Origin of the sequence: Micromonospora olivasterospora, assembly GCF_007830265.1 — a bacterium.
GTDB classification, from domain to species: Bacteria; Actinomycetota; Actinomycetes; order Mycobacteriales; family Micromonosporaceae; genus Micromonospora; species Micromonospora olivasterospora.
Genome location: NZ_VLKE01000001.1, coordinates 6,636,818 through 6,658,752 on the forward strand (window position 1 = coordinate 6,636,818; position 21,935 = coordinate 6,658,752).

The 21,935-nt window shown below is 71.0% G+C and carries 13 protein-coding genes and 1 pseudogene; 11 read left to right on the plus strand and 3 right to left on the minus strand.

Annotation, left to right across the window (positions count from 1 at the left end; all coding sequences use genetic code 11):
- The first annotated feature begins 348 nt into the window (after window positions 1-348).
- From JD77_RS29875 to JD77_RS29900, 6 genes and pseudogenes are all read left to right on the plus strand, one after another.
- Window positions 349-11,613, plus strand: coding sequence for a hypothetical protein (locus tag JD77_RS29875; protein ID WP_145777158.1), 11,265 nt, complete (start codon window positions 349-351; stop codon window positions 11,611-11,613).
- Complete coding sequence (locus JD77_RS29880; RefSeq protein WP_145777159.1) at window positions 11,610-12,917, plus strand: hypothetical protein; 1,308 nt, start codon at window positions 11,610-11,612, stop codon at window positions 12,915-12,917. Before JD77_RS29875 ends, JD77_RS29880 begins: the two co-directional genes overlap by 4 nt.
- 132 nt (window positions 12,918-13,049) lie before the next feature.
- Window positions 13,050-13,346, plus strand: a pseudogene (locus JD77_RS29885) (IS630 family transposase); the annotation flags it as partial.
- A 466-nt stretch (window positions 13,347-13,812) separates the two neighbouring features.
- Window positions 13,813-15,231, plus strand: coding sequence for an IS21 family transposase (gene istA / locus JD77_RS29890; protein ID WP_145776558.1), 1,419 nt, complete (start codon window positions 13,813-13,815; stop codon window positions 15,229-15,231).
- Complete coding sequence (gene istB, locus JD77_RS29895) at window positions 15,228-15,989, plus strand: IS21-like element helper ATPase IstB (RefSeq protein WP_013289162.1); 762 nt, start codon at window positions 15,228-15,230, stop codon at window positions 15,987-15,989. The genes istA and istB overlap by 4 nt, the downstream gene beginning before the upstream one ends.
- Window positions 15,989-16,246, plus strand: coding sequence for a hypothetical protein (locus JD77_RS29900; protein WP_145777160.1), 258 nt, complete (start codon window positions 15,989-15,991; stop codon window positions 16,244-16,246). Before istB ends, JD77_RS29900 begins: the two co-directional genes overlap by 1 nt.
- A gap of 21 nt (window positions 16,247-16,267) precedes the next feature.
- Here the strand turns inward: JD77_RS29900 and JD77_RS33105 are convergent, their stop codons facing one another.
- Window positions 16,268-16,480 carry a hypothetical protein gene (locus JD77_RS33105; RefSeq protein ID WP_145777161.1) on the minus strand — a complete coding sequence of 71 codons (213 nt, stop codon included), beginning with the start codon at window positions 16,478-16,480 and terminating at the stop codon, window positions 16,268-16,270.
- Window positions 16,477-17,205: a recombinase family protein gene (locus tag JD77_RS29910; protein WP_246141120.1), complete on the minus strand. Its 729-nt coding sequence runs from the start codon at window positions 17,203-17,205 to the stop codon at window positions 16,477-16,479. Before JD77_RS29910 ends, JD77_RS33105 begins: the two co-directional genes overlap by 4 nt.
- A gap of 169 nt (window positions 17,206-17,374) precedes the next feature.
- Here JD77_RS29910 and JD77_RS29915 point away from each other — a divergent pair, with 169 nt between their 5' ends.
- The 3 genes from JD77_RS29915 to JD77_RS29925 all read left to right on the plus strand — a co-directional run bounded on the left by JD77_RS29915 (window position 17,375) and on the right by JD77_RS29925 (window position 19,717).
- Window positions 17,375-18,631 (plus strand): ISL3 family transposase, encoded by a 1,257-nt coding sequence (locus JD77_RS29915; protein ID WP_145777162.1) that lies wholly within the window; start codon window positions 17,375-17,377, stop codon window positions 18,629-18,631.
- Between the two features lie 457 nt (window positions 18,632-19,088).
- Window positions 19,089-19,526, plus strand: coding sequence for a hypothetical protein (locus JD77_RS29920; protein ID WP_145777163.1), 438 nt, complete (start codon window positions 19,089-19,091; stop codon window positions 19,524-19,526).
- Complete coding sequence (locus JD77_RS29925; protein WP_145777164.1) at window positions 19,523-19,717, plus strand: hypothetical protein; 195 nt, start codon at window positions 19,523-19,525, stop codon at window positions 19,715-19,717. The genes JD77_RS29920 and JD77_RS29925 overlap by 4 nt, the downstream gene beginning before the upstream one ends.
- Window positions 19,718-19,735: 18 nt before the next feature.
- On the opposite strand, the gene JD77_RS32610 is transcribed toward JD77_RS29925, so the two are convergent.
- Window positions 19,736-19,987: a hypothetical protein gene (locus JD77_RS32610; protein WP_170286606.1), complete on the minus strand. Its 252-nt coding sequence runs from the start codon at window positions 19,985-19,987 to the stop codon at window positions 19,736-19,738.
- A 187-nt stretch (window positions 19,988-20,174) separates the two neighbouring features.
- Here JD77_RS32610 and JD77_RS29935 point away from each other — a divergent pair, with 187 nt between their 5' ends.
- Together JD77_RS29935 and JD77_RS29940 are read left to right on the plus strand one after the other, a co-directional pair.
- On the plus strand, window positions 20,175-20,537 hold the full coding sequence (locus JD77_RS29935) for a YciI family protein (protein WP_145777165.1): 363 nt from the start codon (window positions 20,175-20,177) through the stop codon (window positions 20,535-20,537).
- A 22-nt stretch (window positions 20,538-20,559) separates the two neighbouring features.
- Entirely contained in the window at window positions 20,560-21,771 is a 1,212-nt protein-coding gene (locus JD77_RS29940) for an RNA polymerase sigma factor (protein ID WP_145777166.1), read from the plus strand.
- The last annotated feature ends 164 nt before the right edge of the window (window positions 21,772-21,935 follow it).

The following is a 21,935-nucleotide window of genomic DNA, read 5'->3' on the forward strand; positions in this document are numbered from 1 at the left end:
GTGGCGCACGTGTGGGTGGGGATGGCTGGTGTCGCCGGTGTCGACTACCGTCACTTTACGGTGAGGGGTGCGTGGCTCTCGGCGATCAACACTGCCGGTGGTGGTGGGCGTCGGCCGGGTCGTGGGGTGAGGTGTGGGGGTTTTGGCCGGCGGGTGGGCGACGGGGTGGCGAGGTTGTCGCCGGCGAGGTGGTCGGGGCTGGGGTGGGCGGCCTGCGGGGCTGGCTGATCCGTACTGGGTGTCCTTGGTTCGGGGGCGGGGAGGGAGCGTTGCGCGTTGGTCGCCGCTGCTTTTTCGACTGTTGAGCTCGGTGAGAGTTCGTTGCGGGCTTTGGAAGCGTTCACTGGGATGAGGATGTCCCGGGCGAGGTTGCCGTTGTTGTGGGATGACATCGGCACGCTGGAGTTGCTGGCGGGTCGGGTGCGTGCGGTGCTGGGTCCGTTGCTGGAGCAGACGGTCAGGGCGGTCCGGGCGGCGGGGGAGGGTGAGGCCTTCGACCGGTTCGTGGCGCAGACGGTTCCGTTCGTGGGGAAGATGGCCGAGACGGCCGATCTGATGCTCGCCGTGGTGGAGGCGGAGAAGAAGTTCTTCCTGGAGACGGAGGCCGGCAAGCGTACGGCGTTGGCCATGTTCTCCTTCATGCAGGCCGAGTTCGCCGCCGCGGCCGCGATGTGGTGGTGGAATCCGGTGGGGGCGGCGGCGCACCTGGCGGAGGCGCGGACGATCATCCAGGTGGTCCTGCGGTCGGCGTTGGTGCGGTCGGCGGCGAGTGGCACGGCGATGCAGATGCTGACGATGCCGGGTTCTGCGCTGCTGGCGCAGGTGTCGATGATGACCGACGGTTTGCAGTCGGGGGTGAACTGGTCGGCGGTCGGTAAGCAGGCGGCGTACGCGGGGGCGGTGGCGTTCCTAAGCACGGCGGGCGGGCCGGCGTTGGGCAAGGCCGCTGGCGCTGTCGCCGCCGCGGTCAGCAAACTCGGCCTGTCGGACAGCACCAGAATGCTGTTGACCGATCTGTTGACGCGGCCGGTGTTGGAGACCGGCACGGAGGGGCTGTTCGGTATCGGTGCCAGCCTGATGGTCGACGGGTACTACGACACCGGCAATCTTGGTGCCGATCTTCTGTCCGGGGCGCTGTCGGGGACGGGCGGGTCGGCCGCGAGCGGCCTCGGGCTCGTCGTGAATCGCGCCATGAATGGGCCCCGGGTGCAGATGCCTCGCCTCGCGTTCACGCCCGAAGGAAGGCCGGTCATGCCGGTGGCGCCGCCACCGGTTGGTGGGGACACGTCCGCGGGGTACCGGGCTGGGGTCGATGATCCGAAGGCTGTGGGTGCCGGCGGGCAGTCCCCGCCGCCGCCGCTGCCGCTGCCGCTGCCGGCGTTGAACCTGCCCGCGCCGAGTCTGGACCTGTCGGTGCCGTCGTGGTCGGTGCCGAGCCTGTCGGTGCCGGTTGCGCCGGTGTCGGCGTGGGTCGCGGCAGCGGGTGGGCCGGTGGTCGAGCGGTGGTATCGGTTCCAGCAGGATCTGGTGGACCGTTACGGTGGGTTGCTGGCCGGGGTGGCTCGGGCGGGCAAGAGCATGGCCGCGCTCGCCATGCCGGTCGAGGGGGTTTTCGCCGGGTGGGTCGAGGCCCGGCGGGGTGATCGGGTTGTTGCGGGTTTCCTGTCCGCGGTCGGTCTGCCCGCTGCCGCGCTGACCGAGGGGTTTCTGACGGGTGTTCGGCAGCGGGCGGTGGCCCGGATGGCCGAGGCGTTGGCGTCCGCGGGTGGGCAGTTCCCGGCCGGGGTGCGGGCGCAGCAGGTGGTCGCCGGGCTGCCGGCGGAGTTCGACCGGCAGGCGCTGCGCTCGATCGCGCACCTGGCCGTCCAACACCACATCGGCCAGCACCTCACCGCCGGCCTACCCACAGGCGCGGGCACGCCGACAGGCACGGGCACGCCGACAGGCCCCGGCACGTCGTCGGGCCCCGGCACGTCGTCGGGCCCCGGCACGTCGTCGGCCGCTGGCACACCGGGAGGCGCTGGCACGTCGTCGGGCGCGGGCGTGCCGGCAGGTGCCGGGGCGGGGGTGCCGTCCGCCGCCGCGGTCGAGGTGGTCGAGAGGGAAACGCGGAACTGGGTGGACCGAAGCCTCGATGCGATCCTCGGTGCCCCCGCAGTGCTGCCCGCCGTGCTGCCCGCTGTGCTGCCCGCTGTGGTGGCCGGTCCCGACGCCGCGCAGGTCAGTGCCGTGGCGAACGTGGTCCGGCAGGCGGTCACCGACCTGCCCGCCCGTTTCTCGGCCGCGACCATTCCCGACATCACCGCGCCGCACGTCATCCCGTTCCCGGCGGACGCCCCGGCAAGCTGGCGTACCGGCGCGCCGGCAGTGTCGGTGACTGTCGAGCAGCACACCGCAGCCGCGGCCAGCCTGGCAGAAAAGCAGTTCACCGCCCTGGCCCACCGCTACGGTGTCGACCCGGCCGGTCACGACACCCTCGCCGAATCGTTCCGAGGGGACTGGGTGGATGGATACCATCAGGTGCTCACGCAGGCCGGCGGCAGCACGCCCGGCATGCCGGGCACTCCGGACACGGCCAGCGCCCGCGGTACGGAGCCGGGCGGCGCTGCCTTCCGCGTTGACGCCACGCCGATCTACGCCAGCGACACGACCCCGGTCAGTGACGTGTCCGTGGCAAGCGGTGCGGTGTTCAGCCCCGATCTCGGCTCCCGGGACACGGATTCGACCGGTTTCAGGGATACGGGTTCGATCGGTGACGTGTCGGTGCTGGACGAACCGGTCGGTGTCGACTCTGGCGGTCTCGGCGAGCCGGCCGTCGCGGCTACCGGGTCGGCCGGGCAACGAATCCACGACCTCGCCAGCGGCGGCCACGGCCGTGCCAGCGACGCTCAGCTGCGCCGCCTCGCCGCGGACATCGGTATCCAGACGGCGTCCCCGGACGGGATCCTGCCCCAACTGTTCGAGGTGTCCAGGGACATCGTCATGGCGGACACGTTCAGCGGCGTGTACTTCGCAGACCCGGCGGCGGCGGATCCGGACGCGGCGGCGGCGGATCGCACGGCGGCGCGGGCGCTGCCGCGGGTGCGGGGATGGTTCACCATCGCCGGGCACCGGAACCTGGCCGAGCGGCTGGCCGACGATCCGGTGCGTCAGGCCTTGTTCCTCCGGATGCTCACCGCCTCGCCCGCCTGGCGACACGCCGTCGCGCAGGCGCGGCAGCGCGGCGGCGACGCACCCGACATCTTGCTGGTCTGGTGCGACGCGGCGTGGCAGGCACCGGGACAGGCCACCTCCTTCGGTGAATGGCTGCGCACCCGGCTGCGCGCCCGGCGGCTGATGTCGTCCACGCACGAGGTGGACCAGATGCCCGGCGAGTTGCGGCCACACGTGGACGAGCCGGTGCGGTCGGTGTTGTTCTCGGACGCTTCGGTGGAGTTGTTCGGACCGGATCTGGTGGAGGCGGTACGGACCGCGGACATCATCGACAACGGTCAGGAACCCGGCGTCCGCTGGCCGGACCAGGAGGACTTCGCCGCCGCCGGCGGCCGGCACCGGTGGGCCGGCAACACCTCACACGGGCAGTCACCCGATCCAGCGCAAGACGGCGACCCGTCCGGTCCTGGCCCGGCGTCCGCGGCCCAGTGGATGGGGGGCCCGTCGCGGGATCCAAAGGCGGAATTGCCGGTGCCGGGCCCTGCCCTCGGACCGGACCGCCCGCAGGGTGAGGACCTGTCCTGGCTGGACGACTGGGATACGCTGCCGATGCCCGGGATGGCACCTGCCCCACCGGCAGGCACGGGGCTGCCCTGGCTGCCCTGGCCGCTGGACGACCCAGACGCCCCCACCGCGTCGGCCTGGCCGGCGGGGCCGGCCGCGGCGGGGTGGACGGAACCGGGGTGGCCGGTTTCCGACATTGATGTGACCGCCCACGGTGCTGGGATGTCCACCGACCCCGGCCAGCCGCGCATCGACGATCAGGCCGGCGAGGGCAGCGGGAACCTCGGCGACTGGGCCACCTACCAGGGGCCGGACATGGACTGGCAACCATCCCTCGCGCCCTCCCCGGCGGTGACCCGCACCGACGCCGGCACTGTCCACGCCGGCGACACCCCCCATCACCCGGCCGACGAGCCACCCACCACCCCCGCCCCGCTGCACCCCGACCAACCCCAACCCACTGCGGGCAGCCAGTGGATGCGCAACCGGAATGATGCCCGGACGCTGTTCGACCAGCACGCCGACCACATCGCCACCACAACACAGCAGCGGGAACCGCTGCGGCAGTTGTGGAACGCCCTGATCGACCATATGGGCGCCGACGGGACCATCACCGCCAGCCGGCCAGCCCTCGCCGCAGCGACATCCACATCGCAGACGACGTTGCATCGCCGGATCGTGGTATTGCGCGACCGTGGTCTGCTGCAGCTGGTCCGGGAAGGCCACGGTGGTGTGGCGGCGCGGTACAGGGTGAGCGATCCGGGTCAGCCCCGGCAAGCACCGTTGCCGGACCTTCCCGAGGGCAGCCAGTGGGTACGCAACCGGAATGATGCCCGGACGCTGTTCGACCAGCACGCCGACCACATCGCCACCACAACACAGCAGCGGGAACAGCTGCCGCAGTTGTGGAACGCCCTGATCAACCATATGGACGACGACGGGACCATCACCGCCAGCGAGCGAGACCTCGCCGCAGCGACATCCACACCGAAGCAGACGGTGCATGACCGGATCGTGGCATTACGCGACCGCGGTCTGCTGCAGCTGGTCCAGGAAGCACACAGTCGCGTGGCGGCGCGGTACAGGGTGAGCGATCCGGGTCAGCCCCGGCAAGCACCGTTGCCGGACCTTCCCGAGGGCAGCCAGTGGGTACGCAACCGGAATGATGCCCGGACGCTGTTCGACCAGCACGCCGACCACATCGCCACCACAACACAGCAGCAGCCGGAGCAGCTGCGGCAGTTGTGGAACGCCCTGATCAACCAAATGAACGACGACGGGACCATCACCGCCAGCGAGCGAGACCTCGCCGCAGCGACATCCACACCGAAGCAGACGGTGCATGACCGGATCGTGGCATTACGCGACCGCGGTCTGCTGCAGCTGGTCCAGGAAGCACACAGTCGCGTGGCGGCGCGGTACAGGGTGAGCGATCCGGGTCAGCCCCGGCAAGCACCGTTGCCGGACCTTCCCGAGGGCAGCCAGTGGGTACGCGACCCGGACGGGGCCCGGATGCTGTTCGACCAGCACGCCGACCACATCGCCACCACAACACGGCAGCGGGTGGATCAGCTGCCGAAGTTGTGGGACGCCCTGATCGACCGGATGGACGGCGACGGGATCATCACCGCCAGCGAGCCAGCCATCGCCGCGGCGACATCCATACCGGCGTCGACGGTGCATGACCGGATCGTGGCATTACGCGACCGCGGTCTGCTGCAGCTGGTCCAGGAAGCACACGGTCACGTGGCGGCGCGGTACAGGGTGAGCGATCCAGGTCAGCCCCGGCAAGCACCGGTGCCGGGCCCTGCCCCCGAACCGGACCGCCGCCCGCAGGGTAGTGAGGATCTGTCCCGGCTGAACCACGGGGATACGTCACCGATGCCCAGGCCGGCACCTGCCCCGCCAGCGGGCACGGGTCTGCCCGGGCTCTCAGGGCCGCCCGGGCCGCTGGACGCCCCGGACGCCCTCACGACGTCGGCCTGGCCGGCGGGGCCGGCCGCGCCGGCCCGGCCGATGGAAGAGGGACCGGCGGGGCCGGCGGGGCCGATTTCCGGCAGTGATGTGACCGCCCACGGTGCTGGGATGTCCACCGACCCCGGCCAGCCGCGCATCGACGATCAGGCCGGCGACGGCGGGAACCTCGGCGACTGGGCCACCTGGCAGGAGGACCCAGCCCTCGATCTGTTTGATCCGCTCCATCCGGCGGCGTGGGGCGACCAGCCCACGGCCATGGGCACGGAACCCGACCCCGGGCCGCAACCGATGGATCCGACCTGGCCGCAGGCCCCGCCCGGCCCGACATCGTGGTCGCAGCCCAGCGGCGACCAGCCCAGCCAGTCCCCAGGGACTCAGTCGTTCCCGCCCGGACCGGGTATGCAGGATCCGGCACCTCAGTCGCCGATGCCCGGGCCTGCGCCTGCCCCGCCGGCGGGCACGGGCCTGCCAGCGCTGCCCGGGCCGCTGGACGACCCGGACGCCCCCACCGCGTCGTCCTTGCCGGCGGGGTGGGCGGAACCGGGGTGGCCGGTACCCGGCATGGGCGTGACCGACGGGCACGGTGCTGCGATGTCCACCGACTTCGGCCAGCCCCGCATCGACGATCAGGCCGGCGAGGGCAGCGGAAACCTCGGCGACTGGGCCGGCGACGGCGGGAACCTCGGCGACTGGGCCACCTACCAGGGGCCGGACATGGACTGGCAGCCATCCCTCGCGCCCTCTCCACCGGTGACCCGCACCGACGCCGGCACTGTCCACGCCGGCGACACCCCCCATCACCCGGCCGACCAGCCACCCACCACGCCCGCCTCGCCGCACCCCGACCAACCCCAACCCCAACCCGCTGCGGACAGCCGGCGGGTGCGCGACCCGGGCGAGGCCCGGGCGCTGTTCGACCAGCACGCCGGCCACATCGCCACCACAACACGGCAGCGGGAACCGCTGCGGAAATTGTGGAACGCCCTGATCGACCGGATGGACGACAACGGGATCATCACCGCCAGCCCGTCAGACCTCGCCGAGGCGACATCCACACCGCGGCAGACGGTGCATCACCGGATCGGGGTATTGCGCGACCGTGCTCTGCTGCAGCTGGTCCAGGAAGCACACGGTCGCGGGGCGGCGCGGTACGGGGTGAGCGATCCGGGTCCGCCCCGGCAAGCACCACTGCCGGCCCCTCCCAAGGGCAGCCAGTGGCTGCGCGACCCGGGCGAGGCCCGGGTCCTGTTCGACCAGCACGCCGGCCACATCGCCACCACAACACCGCAGCGGGACCGGCTGCGGCAGTTGTGGAACGCCCTGATCGACCGGATGGACGACAACGGGATCATCACCGCCAGCGAGCCAGACCTCGCCGAGGCGACATCCACACCGCAGCCGACGGTGCGTCACCGGATCGGGGTATTGCGCGACCGTGGTCTGCTGCAGCGGGTCCAGGAAGCACACGGTCGCGTGGCGGCGCGGTACGGGGTGAGCGATCCGGGTCCGCCCCGGCAAGCACCACCGCCGGGCCCTGCCCTCGGACCGGACCGCCCGCAGGGTGAGGACCTGTCCTGGCTGGACCACGGGGCTACGGTGCCGATGCCCGGGCCGGCACCTGCCCCGCTCGCGGGCACGGGTCTGCCCTGGCTGCCCGGGCTGCTGGGCGACCCGGACGCCCCCACCGCGTCGTCCTGGCAGGCGGGGTGGGCGGAACCGGGGTGGCCGGTTCCCGGCATTGATGTGACCGACGGGCACGGTGCTGCGATCTCCACCGACTTCGGCCAGCCGCGCATCGACGATCAGGCCTGCGAGGGCAGCGGGAACCTCGGCGACTGGGCCACCTGGCAGGGGCCGGACATGGACTGGCAGCCATCCCTCGCGCCCTCTCCAGCGGTGACCCGCACCGACGCCGGCACTGTCCACGCCGGCGACACCCTCCATCACCCGGCCGACCAGCCACCCACCACGCCCGCCTCGCCGCACCCCGACCAACCCCAACCCCAACCCACTGCGGGCAGCCGGCGGGTGCGCGACCCGGGCGAGGCCCGGGTCCTGTTCGACCAGCACGCCGGCAACATCGCCACCACAACACCGCAGCGGGAACCGCTGCGGCAGTTGTGGAACGCCCTGATCGACCGGATGGACGACAACGGGATCATCACCGCCAGCGAGTCAGACCTCGCCGAGGCGACATCCACACCGCAGCCGACGGTGCATGCCCGGATCGGGGTATTGCGCGACCGTGGTCTGCTGCAGCTGGTCCGGGAAGGGCACGGTCGCGTGGCGGCGCGGTACGGGGTGAGCGATCCGGGTCAGCCCCGGCAAGCACCGCTGCCGGCCCCTCCCGAAGGCAGCCAGTGGGTGCGCGACCCGGGCGAGGCCCGGGCCCTGTTCGACCAGCACGCCGGCCACATCGCCACCACAACACGGCAGCGGGTGGATCAGCTGCTGAAGTTGTGGAACGTCCTGATCGACCGGATGGACGACAACGGGATCATCACCGCCAGCGAGTCAGACCTCGCCGAGGCGACATCCACACCGCAGCGGAGGGTGCATGCCCGGATCGGGGTATTGCGCGACCGTGGTCTGCTGCAGCTGGTCCGGGAAGCACACGGTCGCGTGGCGGCGCGGTACGGGGTGAGCGATCCGGGTCAGCCCCGGCAAGCACCGCTGCCGGCCCCTCCCGAAGGCAGCCAGTGGCTGCGCGACCCGGGCGAGGCCCGGGCGCTGTTCGACCAGCACGCCGGCCACATCGCCACCACAACACCGCAGCGGGAACAGCTGCGGCAGTTGTGGAACGCCCTGATCGACCGGATGGACGACAACGGGATCATCACCGCCAGCGAGCCAGACCTCGCCGAGGCGACATCCACACCGAAGCAGACGGTGCATGCCCGGATCGGGGTATTGCGCGACCGTGGTCTGCTGCAGCTGGTCCAGGAAGCACACGGTCGCGGGGCGGCGCGGTACGGGGTGAGCGATCCGGGTCAGCCCCGGCAAGCACCGGTGCCGGCCCCTCCCGAAGGCAGCCAGTGGCTGCGCGACCCGGGCGAGGCCCGGGCCCTGTTCGACCAGCACGCCGGCCACATCGCCACCACAACACCGCAGCGGGACCGGCTGCGGCAGTTGTGGAACGCCCTGATCGACCGGATGGACGACAACGGGATCATCACCGCCAGCGAGCCAGACCTCGCCGAGGCGACATCCACACCGCGGCCGACGGTGCATCACCGGATCGGGGTATTGCGCGACAGTGCTCTGCTGCAGCTGGTCCAGGAAAGGCACGGTGGCGTGGCGGCGCGGTACGGGGTGAGCGATCCGGGTCAGCCCCGGCAAGCACCGATGCCGGGCCCTGCCCTCGGACCGGACCGCCCGCAGGGTGAGGACCTGTCCTGGCTGGACCACGGGGCTACGGTGCCGATGCCCGGGCCGGCACCTGCCCCGCCAGCGGGCACGGGTCTGCCAGGGCTGCCCGGGCCGCTGGACGACCCGGACGCCCCCACCGCGTCGTCCTGGCAGGCGGGGTGGGCGGAACCGGGGTGGCCCGTTCCCGGCATTGATGTGACCGCCCACGGTGCTGCGATGTCCACCGACTTCGGCCAGCCGCGCATCGACGATCGGGCCGGCGAGGGCAGCGGGAACCTCGGCGACTGGGCCGGCGACGGCGGGAACCTCGGCGACTGGGCCACCTACGAGGTGGGCCCAGCCGGTTCGCTCGATGTGGACCCGGCCGATCTGCTCTATCTGCTTGAGGCCGTGGGCACGGAACCCGACCCCGGGCCGCAACCGATGGATCCGTCCCGGCCGCAGGCCCCGCCCGGCCCGACATCGTGGTCGCAGCCCAGCGGCGACCAGCCCAGCCAGTCCCCAGGGACTCAGTCGTTCCCGCCCGGACCGGGTATGCAGGATCCGCCACCTCAGTCGCCGACGCCCGGGCCTGCGCCTGCCCCGCCAGCGGGCACGGGCCTGCCAGCGCTGCCCGAGCCGTTGGACGACCCGGACGCCCCCACCGCGTCGTCCTGGCCGGCGGGGTGGGCGGAACCGGCGGGGCCGGTTCCCGGCATTGATGTGACCGCCCACGGTGCTGCGATCTCCACCGACTTCGGCCAGCCCCGCATCGACGATCAGGCCGGCGAGGGCAGCGGAAACCTCGGCGACTGGGCCGGCGACGGCGGGAACCTCGGCGACTGGGCCACCTACCAGGGGCCGGACATGGACTGGCAGCCATCCCTCGCGCCCTCTCCACCGGTGACCCGCACCGACGCCGGCACTGTCCACGCCGGCGACACCCCCCATCACCCGGCCGACCAGCCACCCACCACGCCCGCCTCGCCGCACCCCGACCAGCCCCAACCCCAACCCACTGCGGGCAGCCGGCGGGTGCGCGACCCGGGCGAGGCCCGGGCGCTGTTCGACCAGCACGCCGGCCACATCGCCACCACAACACGGCAGCGGGATCCACTGCGGAAATTGTGGAACGCCCTGATCGACCGGCTGGACGACAACGGGATCATCACCGCCAGCGAGCCAGCCCTCGCCGAGGCGACATCCACACCGAAGCAGACGGTGCATGCCCGGATCGGGGTATTGCGCGACCGTGGTCTGCTGCAGCTGGTCCAGGAAGCACACGGTCGCGTGGCGGCGCGGTACGGGGTGAGCGATCCGGGTCAGCCCCGGCAAGCACCACTGCCGGCCCCTCCCGAAGGCAGCCAGTGGCTGCGCGACCCGGGCGAGGCCCGGGTCCTGTTCGACCAGCACGCCGACCACATCGCCACCACAACACCGCAGCGGGAACCACTGCGGAAATTGTGGAACGCCCTGATCGACCGGCTGGACGACAACGGGATCATCACCGCCAGCGAGCCAGCCCTCGCCGAGGCGACATCCACACCGCAGCAGACGGTGCATGCCCGGATCGGGGTATTGCGCGACCGTGGTCTGCTGCAGCTGGTCCGGGAAGGGCACGGTCGCGTGGCGGCGCGGTACGGGGTGAGCGATCCGGGCCAGCCCCGGCAAGCACCGCTGCCGGCCCCTCCCGAAGGCAGCCAGTGGCTGCGCGACCCGGGCGAGGCCCGGGCCCTGTTCGACCAGCACGCCGGCCACATCGCCACCACAACACCGCAGCGGGAACAGCTGCGGCAGTTGTGGAACGCCCTGATCGACCGGCTGGACAACAACGGGATCATCACCGCCAGCGAGCCAGCCCTCGCCGAGGCGACATCCACACCGAAGCAGACGGTGCATGCCCGGATCGGGGTATTGCGCGACCGTGGTCTGCTGCAGCTGGTCCGGGAAGGGCACGGTCGCGTGGCGGCGCGGTACGGGGTGAGCGATCCGGGTCAGCCCCGGCAAGCACCGGTGCCGGCCCCTCCCGAAGGCAGCCAGTGGCTGCGCGACCCGGGCGAGGCCCGGGCCCTGTTCGACCAGCACGCCGGCCACATCGCCACCACAACACCGCAGCGGGACCGGCTGCGGCAGTTGTGGAACGCCCTGATCGACCGGATGGACGACAACGGGATCATCACCGCCAGCGAGCCAGACCTCGCCGAGGCGACATCCACACCGCGGCCGACGGTGCATCACCGGATCGGGGTATTGCGCGACAGTGCTCTGCTGCAGCTGGTCCAGGAAAGGCACGGTGGCGTGGCGGCGCGGTACGGGGTGAGCGATCCGGGTCAGCCCCGGCAAGCACCGATGCCGGGCCCTGCCCTCGGACCGGACCGCCCGCAGGGTGAGGACCTGTCCTGGCTGGACGACTGGGATATGTTGCCGATGTCCGGGCCGGTACCTGCCCCGCCGGCGGGCACGGGCCTGCCAGCGCTGCCCGGGCCGTTGGACGACCCGGACGCCCCACCGCGTCGTCCTGGCCGGCGGGGTGGGCGGAACCGGCGGGGCCGGTTCCCGGCATTGATGTGACCGCCCACGATGCTGCGATCTCCACCGACTTCGGCCAGCCGCGCATCGACGATCAGGCCGGCGAGGGCAGCGGAAACCTCGGCGACTGGGCCGGCGACGGCGGGAACCTCGGCGACTGGGCCACCTACCAGGGGCCGGACATGGACTGGCAGCCATCCCTCGCGCCCTCTCCAGCGGTGACCCGCACCGACGCCGGCACTGTCCACGCCGGCGACACCCCCCATCACCCGGCCGACCAGCCACCCACCACGCCCGCCTCGCCGCACCCCGACCAGCCCCAACCCCAACCCACTGCGGGCAGCCGGCGGGTGCGCGACCCGGGCGAGGCCCGGGCGCTGTTCGACCAGCACGCCGGCCACATCGCCACCACAACACGGCAGCGGGAACCGCTGCGGAAATTGTGGAACGCCCTGATCGACCGGATGGACGACAACGGGATCATCACCGCCAGCGAGTCAGACCTCGCCGAGGCGACATCCACACCGCAGCCGACGGTGCATGCCCGGATCGGGGTATTGCGCGACCGTGCTCTGCTGCAGCTGGTCCAGGAAGCACACGGTCGCGGGGCGGCGCGGTACGGGGTAGCCGATCCGGGTCAGCCCCGGCAAACACCGCTGCCGGCCCCTCCCGAAGGCAGCCAGTGGGTGCGCGACCCGGGCGAGGCCCGGGTCCTGTTCGACCAGCACGCCGACCACATCGCCACCACAACACCGCAGCGGGAACCACTGCGGAAATTGTGGAACGCCCTGATCGACCGGATGGACGACAACGGGATCATCACCGCCAGCGAGCCAGACCTCGCCGAGGCGACATCCACACCGCAGCCGACGGTGCGTCGCCAGATCGGGGCATTGCTGCGCGACAGTGCTCTGCTGCAGCTGGTCCAGGAAGCACACGGTCGCGTGGCGGCGCGGTACGGGGTAGCCGATCCGGGTCAGCCCCGGCAAGCACCGCTGCCGGCCCCTCCCGAGGGCAGCCAGTGGCTGCGCGACCCGGGCGAGGCCCGGGCGCTGTTCGACCAGCACGCCGACCACATCGCCACCACAACACCGCAGCGGGGACAGCTGCGGAAATTGTGGAACGCCCTGATCGACCGGATGGACAACAACGGGATCATCACCGCCAGCGAGCCAGACCTCGCCGAGGCGACATCCGCACAGCAGTCGACGGTGCATCGCCGGATCGGGGCATTGCTGCGCGGCAGTGCTCTGCTGCAGCTGGTCCGAAAAGGTCACGGTGGCGTGGCGGCGCGGTACGGGGTGAGCGATCCGGGTCAGCCCCGGCGGAACGTGTCAAGGGATTGAGGCCAGCGGGAGTTAATACTCCAACGTCACTTGGCTTCGCTGTGGGCGTGGCGTGGGCATGAGGACGGCCACCGCGCTGATCATCGATGGTTTGTGAGGACAACCGAAGATCGCGCGATGGCCGTGGGCCACAGCTTCGGGCTCAAACCGCACCGAGCGGACACGTTCAAGCTGTCCACCGATCCGCAGTTCATCGAAAGGCTCGTCGACGTCGTCGGCCTCTACCACAACCCGCCCGAACGGGCCGTCGTGCTGTGCGTGGACGAGAAATCCCAGATCCAGGCCCTGGACCGCTCGCAGCCCGTGCTGCCGATGATGCCCGGCATGCCCGAGCGGCGCACCTACGACTACGCCCGCAACGGCATCACCAGCCTGTTCGCCGCGTTCAACATCGCCGACGGCACCGTGATCAGCCAACTGCACCGCCGCACCTCCCGGTGCTCGTTCACCCCCGGGCGGCCCGGCGACCGCATCGCCGGCCAGCCGGTCACCGCCGTCACCCAGCCCGATGGCCTACCCATGCGCACACCCCTTGATCGAGGTGTTGCGACGAACACTGGAATCCGCCGTTCGACCCGCGGCCGCTGTGGTGGATCAACTGGCCGTCGCGGACGTCGCGGGACCAGATGCCGTATTCGAGGGCGGCGAGGATCAGGTCGGTGTCGCAGCGGTCGGAGGTCTTCCACCCGACGATCCGGCGGGAGAACGCGTCACGGACCGCTGCCAGCCAGAACACGCCTTCACCACACGGTGTCGGGGTACGGCCTGGAGTGCAGAGCTAAGTACAGCTGATCTTGCAGAGGTGCGCACTGTTTGTCCGTCGTCAGCGGGTGACTGAGGGTGAGGCTGCTCGGGTCGTGATCGGGCAGACGTGGGGCGGCTTGCGATGGGAGCGATGGATGAGCAGCGGTGGCTGGATGTGCGCCGGTTCCGGGCGTTGCACGAGGCTGGTGCGAGTGTCTCGGAGATCGCTCGTGAGACGGGCCTGAACTGGCGGACGGTGAAGAAGTACCTGGCTGCTGGTAGCGGCGAGGTGGTGCCGCCGGTTCGGGCGCGGCCGGCTCGGGGGCAGTTGATCGACGTGTTCGCGCACGTGGTCGATGCGTGGCTGCGGGCGGAGTTGCTGCTCAAGGGCACGGTGATCCATGAACGCCTTGTCGAGCAGTACGGGTTCACCGGCAACTATCAGCGGGTGAAGCTGTATCTGCAGCAGGCCCGGCCGCGGATCGCTGCGGAGTTGGGGATCAGTCCGGATCAGCTGGCCGGGCTGCACCGCCGGTTCGAGGTCGTTCCGGGCGCCCAGGCGCAGGTGGACTGGGGCGACGAAGGCGGCATCCTGGCCCATGTCGGGATCCCGAAGGTGTACTCGTTTCACATGGTGCTGTCGTACTCGCGGGACCCGTTCTGCTGTTTCACCACCAGCCAGGACCTGGCCGCGTTCTGGGAGTGTCACCGGCGGGCGTTCGCGCACTTCGGCGGGGTTCCCGGGGCGATCGTCTACGACCGGACCAAGACCGTGGTCCGCCGGCATGTCGCCCCGGGCCAGGCGGTGCCGCTGCACCCGGAAGCGGTCGCGTTCGCCGGGCACTACGACTTCGACATCGATGTGCTGGCCGCCTATCGGCCGACCGGCAAAGGGCGGGTCGAACGGCAGGTCACCATCATCCGCGATCATGTCCTGGCCGGGCGGGCGTTCTCGTCGCTGGCCGAACTCGACGCCACGTTCATGGCCTGGGTGCCACAGCGGCGGGCCGTAAGGCATCGCACCCACGGCGAGATCATCGGCGTGCGGGCGGTCCGCGACCACGCCGCGCTGCGACCGATCCCCGCCCGGCCGTATGTGGTCGCCGACCGGCATCTGCGGCACGTCGGCAAGGACTGCCTGGTCGCCTACGCCGGCAACCTCTACTCCGTGCCGGCCCGACGGGTCCGCCACCGCCAACTCGTGGAGATTCGGGCGACCGCCGCCACGATCACTATTCACGCCATCGTGCCCGGTCTGGACGGCACCACGCTGCTGGCCACGCACCAGCGGGCCGTGGGCCGCGGCGCCCGCGTGGTCGACGAGAGCCACTGGGACGGTCTGCCCGACGGACACACCCGGGCCGTCACCATCGGCGACCCCGACAGCGGGCAGTCGACCGCACGCCGACCGGCCCGTCACGACGGCGGCCAGGGGCCGCTGCAAGCCCTGCTCAACCGGGCCGCCGCCGCCCAGATCGCCGTCGAGGCCCGGCCGCTGTCGGTCTATGAGCAGATCGCTGCGGCCAGCCCGTTCACCAACCGCCCACACCTGAAGGACGTCTCGAAGTGAGTGAGCTGGTCACCAACCGCATCCACGCCAGCGCCACCAAACTCGGCCTGCCTCACCTGGCCAAGACGCTGCGGGAACTCACCGGCCGGGCCGACACCGAAGCCATGGGCTACCTGGAGTTCCTCGACCTCGTCCTGGAAGAGGAACTCGCCGTCCGCGACGAACGCCGCTTCCGCGCCGGGCTACGCCTGTCGAAGCTGCCGCACCACAAGACCCTCGACGACTACGACTTCAGCTTCCAACCCGACCTGGACCCCCGCAAGGTCCGTGACCTCGCGACCCTCGCATTCGTGCAGGCCAAGGCCAACGTCGCTCTCCTCGGCCCACCCGGCGTCGGCAAGACCCACATCGCCGTGTCCCTCGCGGTCGCCGCCTGCCGAGCCGGATTCACCGTCTACTTCACCACCCTCGACGACATGGTCCGCCACCTCACCGCCGCCGACGCGATCGGCCGCCTGGCCCGCAAGCTGCAAACCTACCTACGCCCCACCGTCCTGGTCATCGACGAAGTGGGCTACCAACCCCTCGAACGACCCGAGGCCAACCTCGTCTTCCAAGTGATCTCGAAACGCTACGAGAAGGGCTCCACCCTGCTGACCTCGAACAAAGGCTTCGGCGAATGGGGCCAAGTCTTCGGCGACGAGGTCCTGGCCACCGCCATCCTCGACCGGCTCCTGCACCACTGCGACGTCGTCCCCATCAACGGCCCCAGCTACCGACTCAAGAACCGCCTCACCGCCATCGAGAACGTCGCCTGATGCCCACCCCGGCCACCCCGGACGACCCCGCAGCCACCAGCGACACCAACCGCGGCGACCTGCTGCAACTCCTGCTCCAGATCTGCGAGGACTTCCTCGCCCGCACCACTCCGGCGACCCACCAGGTCGACACCCTCCTACGCGCCCGCGGCATCACCGGCGGACCCGGATGGCTGATCGACATGCTCGGCCTCACCCGCCTGCGCCTGCAAGACGCAACCCACCGTGACGAACAAGGCGCCCACCGCGACACCTGACCTCTGCAAGATCAGCCGTACTCACCTCTGCACTCCAACGAGTACCCCGACACACGGTATGCGGGTGGCATCGGCGACCCACAGCCGGTTCGGTCCGGTCGCGGTGAACTGCCGGTTGACCAGATCCGGCGCCGGCGTCGCCCGCGGGTCCTGCCGGGTGGAGCCGCCCCGCCAGCCGCGGCGCAGGAACGCGCCCCCGCAAACGGCGTTGATCTTGCGGTGCGGTGGGCTCACTTGCTGTGCTTGGACAGCAGTTGGTCGTACGGCTCGACGGATGGCAGCGGCCGAGGGTCGGCGGGCAGCCGGGCGATCTGGGCGTCCAGCCGGTTCTGGGCGAGCTGGGTTGGGACGAGTTCGGGTAGGGCCTTGTAGAGGGTGCTGCGGGACACGCCGAGGAGCTTGGCGATGGAGGACATCGACCGGTCGGGTTCGGCGAGCAGTTGCAGCGCGTACGCGAGCTTCTCGGGGGTCATCGCGGGTGGGCGGCCGAGGCGTTGTCCGCGGGCGCGGGCGGCGGCCAGGCCCTCGCTGGTGTTGGCGACGATGATGGTGCGGATGAACTCGGCCAGGGCGGCGAAGACGTGGAAGACAAACATGCCGCCGGCGGTGGTGGTGTCCAGCTTCTCGTGCAGGGACTGGAAGCCGACGTTCATGCGCTTGAGTCGGCCGACGATGGTGATGAGGTCTTCCAGGGAGCGGCCGAGCCGGTCGAGGGACACGACGGTGAGCGCGTCGCCGGGGCGTAGGTACTCGAACGCGTCGCGCAGGCCGGGCCGGTCGGCGTTCTTCCCGCTGGCCTTGTCGAAGAAGCACTTGGCGCAGCCGGCCGCGGTGAGTGCGGCCTGCTGCCGGGCGAGGTTCTGTTCCCGGGTGGAGACCCGGCCGTAGCCGACGAGTGCGCCGGCGAGCGGGGTGGGCGCGAGCAGGTCGCCCTGGCTGGGCGTGGGGGTGGCGGTCACCCGGTCAGGGTGCCTGTCAAGCGTCTCGCCGCATTGTTGGACACGCCGGGTTTTTGGGGCTCTTGTGATGTTCTCGTGGGTGGGTTGACGCCCTGATCGACAGGGCACGCCGTGTCCCGTCTAGGTTTCTGGCTTGTCGAAGGTCAGAAACTGAAGATCGGGAAACGGCGTGCGTTTGACCAGGGTATTGCATCGACAGGCAGGGCTGGAACGGGCCGTCGTCGAGGGCGTGCGCCTCGATGACGACACCGACGGTGAGGTCTTGGTGATCTCTGCCCGGCCGCGCAAGGGCGCGGCGCGTCGCTGCGGGCGCTGCCGGGCTCGCGCGCCGTGGTACGACCGCGGCTGGGGCAGGCGGCGGTGGCGGCACCTGGACTTCGGCACGCTGCGGGTGGTCATCGAGGCCGCCGTGCCTCGGGTCGACTGTGCCGAGCACGGGCCGACGGTGATCGCGGTGCCGTGGGCGCGTCACGGTGCCCGGTTCACCACGGCGTTCGAGGACACCGCGGCGTGGCTGGCCGCGCGCACGTCCGCGTCGGCGGTGACCGGGCTGCTGCGCATCGCCTGGCGCAGCGTGGTCGCTATCGTCGGCCGGGTCGTCGACGCTGCCGCCGCCGGCGCCGATCGACTGGCCGGACTCAAACGGATCGGTATCGACGAGGTCGCCTACCGCAAGGGCCAGCGCTACCTGACCCTGGTCGTCGATCACGACACCGGCCGCCTGGTGTGGGCCGCCGACGGGCGGGACAAGGCCACCGTCGCCGCGTTCTTCGACGAGCTGGGCGCGCAGCGGGCCGCGGCGCTGACCCACGTGTCGGCCGACGCCGCCGCCTGGATCGGTGACGTGGTGGCCGAGCGGGCGCCGCAGGCGGTCCGCTGCCTTGACCCCTATCACCTGGTCGCCTGGGTCACCGACGCCCTCGACGAGGTACGCCGGGCGGTGTGGAACACCGCCCGTGGCGGCAAAGGCGGCCGCACCGAGGCGTCCAAGACCCTCAAAGACGCCCGGTGGGCGCTGTGGAAGAACCCGCCGAACCTGACCGACAAGCAGAAGGCGACCCTGGCCACGATCCAGGCCACCAACCGGCCGCTGTACCGGGCGTACCTGCTCAAGGAACAGTTCCGGGAGATCATCGCGGTCAAGGGCGCCGACGGCAGGCTCCTGCTGCAGGCGTGGCTACGCTGGGCGAGCCGGTCGAAGCTGGCCCCGTTCGTCAAGCTGGCCAAGACGATTCGCCGTCACCTGCCCGCGATCCACAACATGCTCGACAGCGGACTGTCCAACGCCCGCATCGAGGCCAACAACGTCCACCTGCGCGTGCTGACCCGCCAGGCCTACGGCTACCACAGCGCCAAAGCGTTGATCACCATGGCCAACCTCCGCCGCGGCGGCCTCTGCCCACCACTACCCGGACGATTGTCCTGACCCAACACAACTGATCAGTGGGCACGCTTGTGACCAGCGAGATGTCAACTTCACTGGACCCGCCGGGAGCTACGGAGACCCACTCGAACTGATACGTACGGAAGAAGCCGAGGACCGTAGGACCCGGCTCCGGCGGTTGCAGCCTTGGGCAACTCCGACACGCAGAGCAGCTTCAGTGGGTCGGCTGGCCTGACTGCCGGGCCAGCAGGTCAACTTGACTGGAACATGTCACCTTCGCCGGGTCAGGACAACGATCATGAACCCGACCCACGAGAACGGCAGTAGACCCGTTTTTGAACGGGTTTTCTGTACGGGTCTGACCGCCCGCAGTGCCCGTGTTTGATCTTGTGCGGGAATCTATCGCTTCTTGGACAAGATCGGATATGGGATCTCAACTTTGCTTGCGGCCGACGCAATCTATTGCGATCATCGCAATTGGTTGCGCAGAATGTAGGACATGACTCGACGAGACATCTTCACCGACGTGGCCGCGATCCTGTACCCGATCCCGCAGCCCGACCCCGGCGAGGAACATGACGACGGCTTCCTCGCCGCACGGGACGAAGCCGCTGAAGACCAAGAACGTGCCACCGAGGACCTGCGGGCCGCGTGGGACGGAGGCGACCAGGATCCGCTCATCGGCGCGCTGGCCGGTGCCCGTCGCGCGAAGGAGGAAGCCGAGCAGCGGATCCGTGAGCTGATCGCCTACGGGCGCGAGTTCGTCCAACCCCGCCCCTACACGCTGGGCGACCTCGCCGCAGCCGCAGGCATGTCCATCTCCGGCACCCGCACCGCCTACAGCCACCGCGACGTCGCCCAAGTCGCCGATGCCACCGGCGCCAAGCCCCGAGAGTGGCGAGCCCCCGATCCCGAGGACGGGCGGGCAACGGCATGAGCACGCCGGCCTGCCTCTGCCCGATCCGCTGGCGGCACCTCTACGCCATGATCGACGGCATCCGCTACGAGGTGGGACCAAGTCCCGTCGACACCGCGACCAGTCTGCTGTTCCGGGCCTGGTGCGCCGGCTGCGGTACCGAGTACACCCATCCGTTTCGCCTCAGCGCCACGCGTCACCGGGCGGCCTGACCATGTGACGTGGGCCAGCTACACAAGCGCGGACCTAAGCGTTGTTTTTGGTCCGGAGACTACGGGCAGCCCGTCGGCGAACGAGACGCCGGCGGCCGACGCGGCCGCCGCCAGGACGGTCGTGGCGAGCGACGCGACGACGGCCGCGGCGACGCCGCGCTTCGCGAGCGGCTGCCGCTCGGCGCCGGGCGCGCCGGCGCTGCGGGCCTCCCGGGTGGTGTCCTGGACGGTCGGGTTCGAGACGGTGGCGGCCTGGACGGTGGCAGACATGGTGGGCTCCTCTGCTCGGCGGGGCGCCCGGTGCGCCCCGCTCCTGTCCCCACCACGAACGGCGGCCCCGGATCCGACAGAACACACGTCGGGAAAATAGATCCTGCGGCGGTGTCGTATCGACGCGGCGCCGTTCGTGGTGGGGTGGAAGACGGTCGTCGGACCGCCCGGAACGAGGAGACCCGTGATGACGCACTACCTGCTGGCCGTGCACGGCCCCGCCGAGATGGGCGAGTTCGGCAACTACGGCTCCAAGGAGGCCATGGAGGAGGCGTTCGCCGCCACCGACGCCTTCAACGACCGGCTGCGCGCCGCCGGCCACTGGGTCTTCGCCGGCGGCCTGGCGCCGGCCTCGACGGCGACCGTCGTCGACGGCCAGGGCGAGACCCCGGTGCTGACCGACGGCCCCTACCTGGAGACCAAGGAGGTGCTCGGCGGCTTCTGGGTCATCGACGCCCCCGATCTCGACGTGGCGCTCCAGCTCGCGGCCGAGGGGTCAAAGGCGTGCCGGGGCCGGGTCGAGGTCCGCCCGTTCGACGGCCTCGGCTGAGCCGGCCCGCCGCGAGGCATCGATGAAGGACGCGACGGCGGCCGTCGAGCGGGTCTTCCGCGAGGAGTACGGCCGCCTGATCGCCGCGCTGACCCGCCGCTTCGGCGACCTCGACATCGCCGAGGAGGCGGCAGCCGAGGCGCTCGTGACCGCGCTGGAGAAGTGGCCACAGTCCGGTGTGCCGGCCAACCCCGGCGGCTGGCTCACCACGACGGCGGGCAACCGCGCGATCGACCGGATCCGCCGGGAAAAGCAGCGCGACGCCAAACATCAGGCGGCCCTCATGAACGCCGACCACACACCCCACGAGCCGACCGGACCGGTCGAGGACGATCGGCTACGACTGCTGTTCACCTGCTGCCACCCCGCCCTCGCGCCGGAGGCGCGGGTCGCCCTAACGCTGCGGCTGCTCGGCGGGCTCACCATGCCCGAGATCGCCCAGGCGTTCCTGGTACCCGAAACCACGATGGCGCAGCGGATCACCCGGGCCAAGAAGAAGATCGCCGCGGCCAACGTGCCCTACCGGGTACCCACGGCCGCGGATCTGCCCGAGCGGCTCGGCGGGGTCCTCACCGTGCTGTTCCTCGTCTTCAACGAGGGCTACCTCGCCACCGGCGACGGCGACCCGGTCCGGGCCGAACTCACCGCAGAGGCGATCCGACTGACCCGGATCCTACGCCGGTTGCTGTCCGGCGAACCGGAGGTGACCGGCCTGCTCGCGCTGCTGCTCCTCACCGAGGCCCGGCGCGAGGCCCGGGTACGGCACGGCCAGCTGGTCCCGCTCGACGAGCAGGACCGCGCCGGCTGGAACCGCGCCCTGATCGACGAGGGTCACGACCTGGTACGCGAGTGCCTGGCGATCAACCAGCCCGGCCGCTACCAGATACTCGCCGCGATCAACGCCGTGCACACCGACGCGCGGACGGCCGCGGACACGGACTGGTCGCAGGTCGTGGCCCTGTACGACCAGCTGACCCGGCTCGACCCGTCGCCGATCGTCGCCCTCAACCGTGCCGTCGCGGTCGCGGAACTGGACGGCCCCGAGGTCGCCCTCGCCCTGGTCGACCGGCTGCCGCTGACCGGCTACCACGCATGGCACGCCACCCGCGCGGAGCTGCTCCGCCGGCTCGGCCGCAGCGGCGAGGCGAAACATGCCTACGACGCGGCGATCACCGCCACGCAGAACACCGCCGAGCGCGCCTACCTGACCAGGAAACGCGGCGAGCTGGTCTGAACACCGACGACCACCGATCAGCGGCCGTTCGACGATCGCGTGCCAGTGAGCTGGTCGGCAGGTTCACCACGGCCTGGACGGCGTGACGCGCCTAAACGCTCAGTGATCCGGCCGAACCCTCGACCACGACCGCACCAGCCAGCTCGAACGACTCGCCTACACCC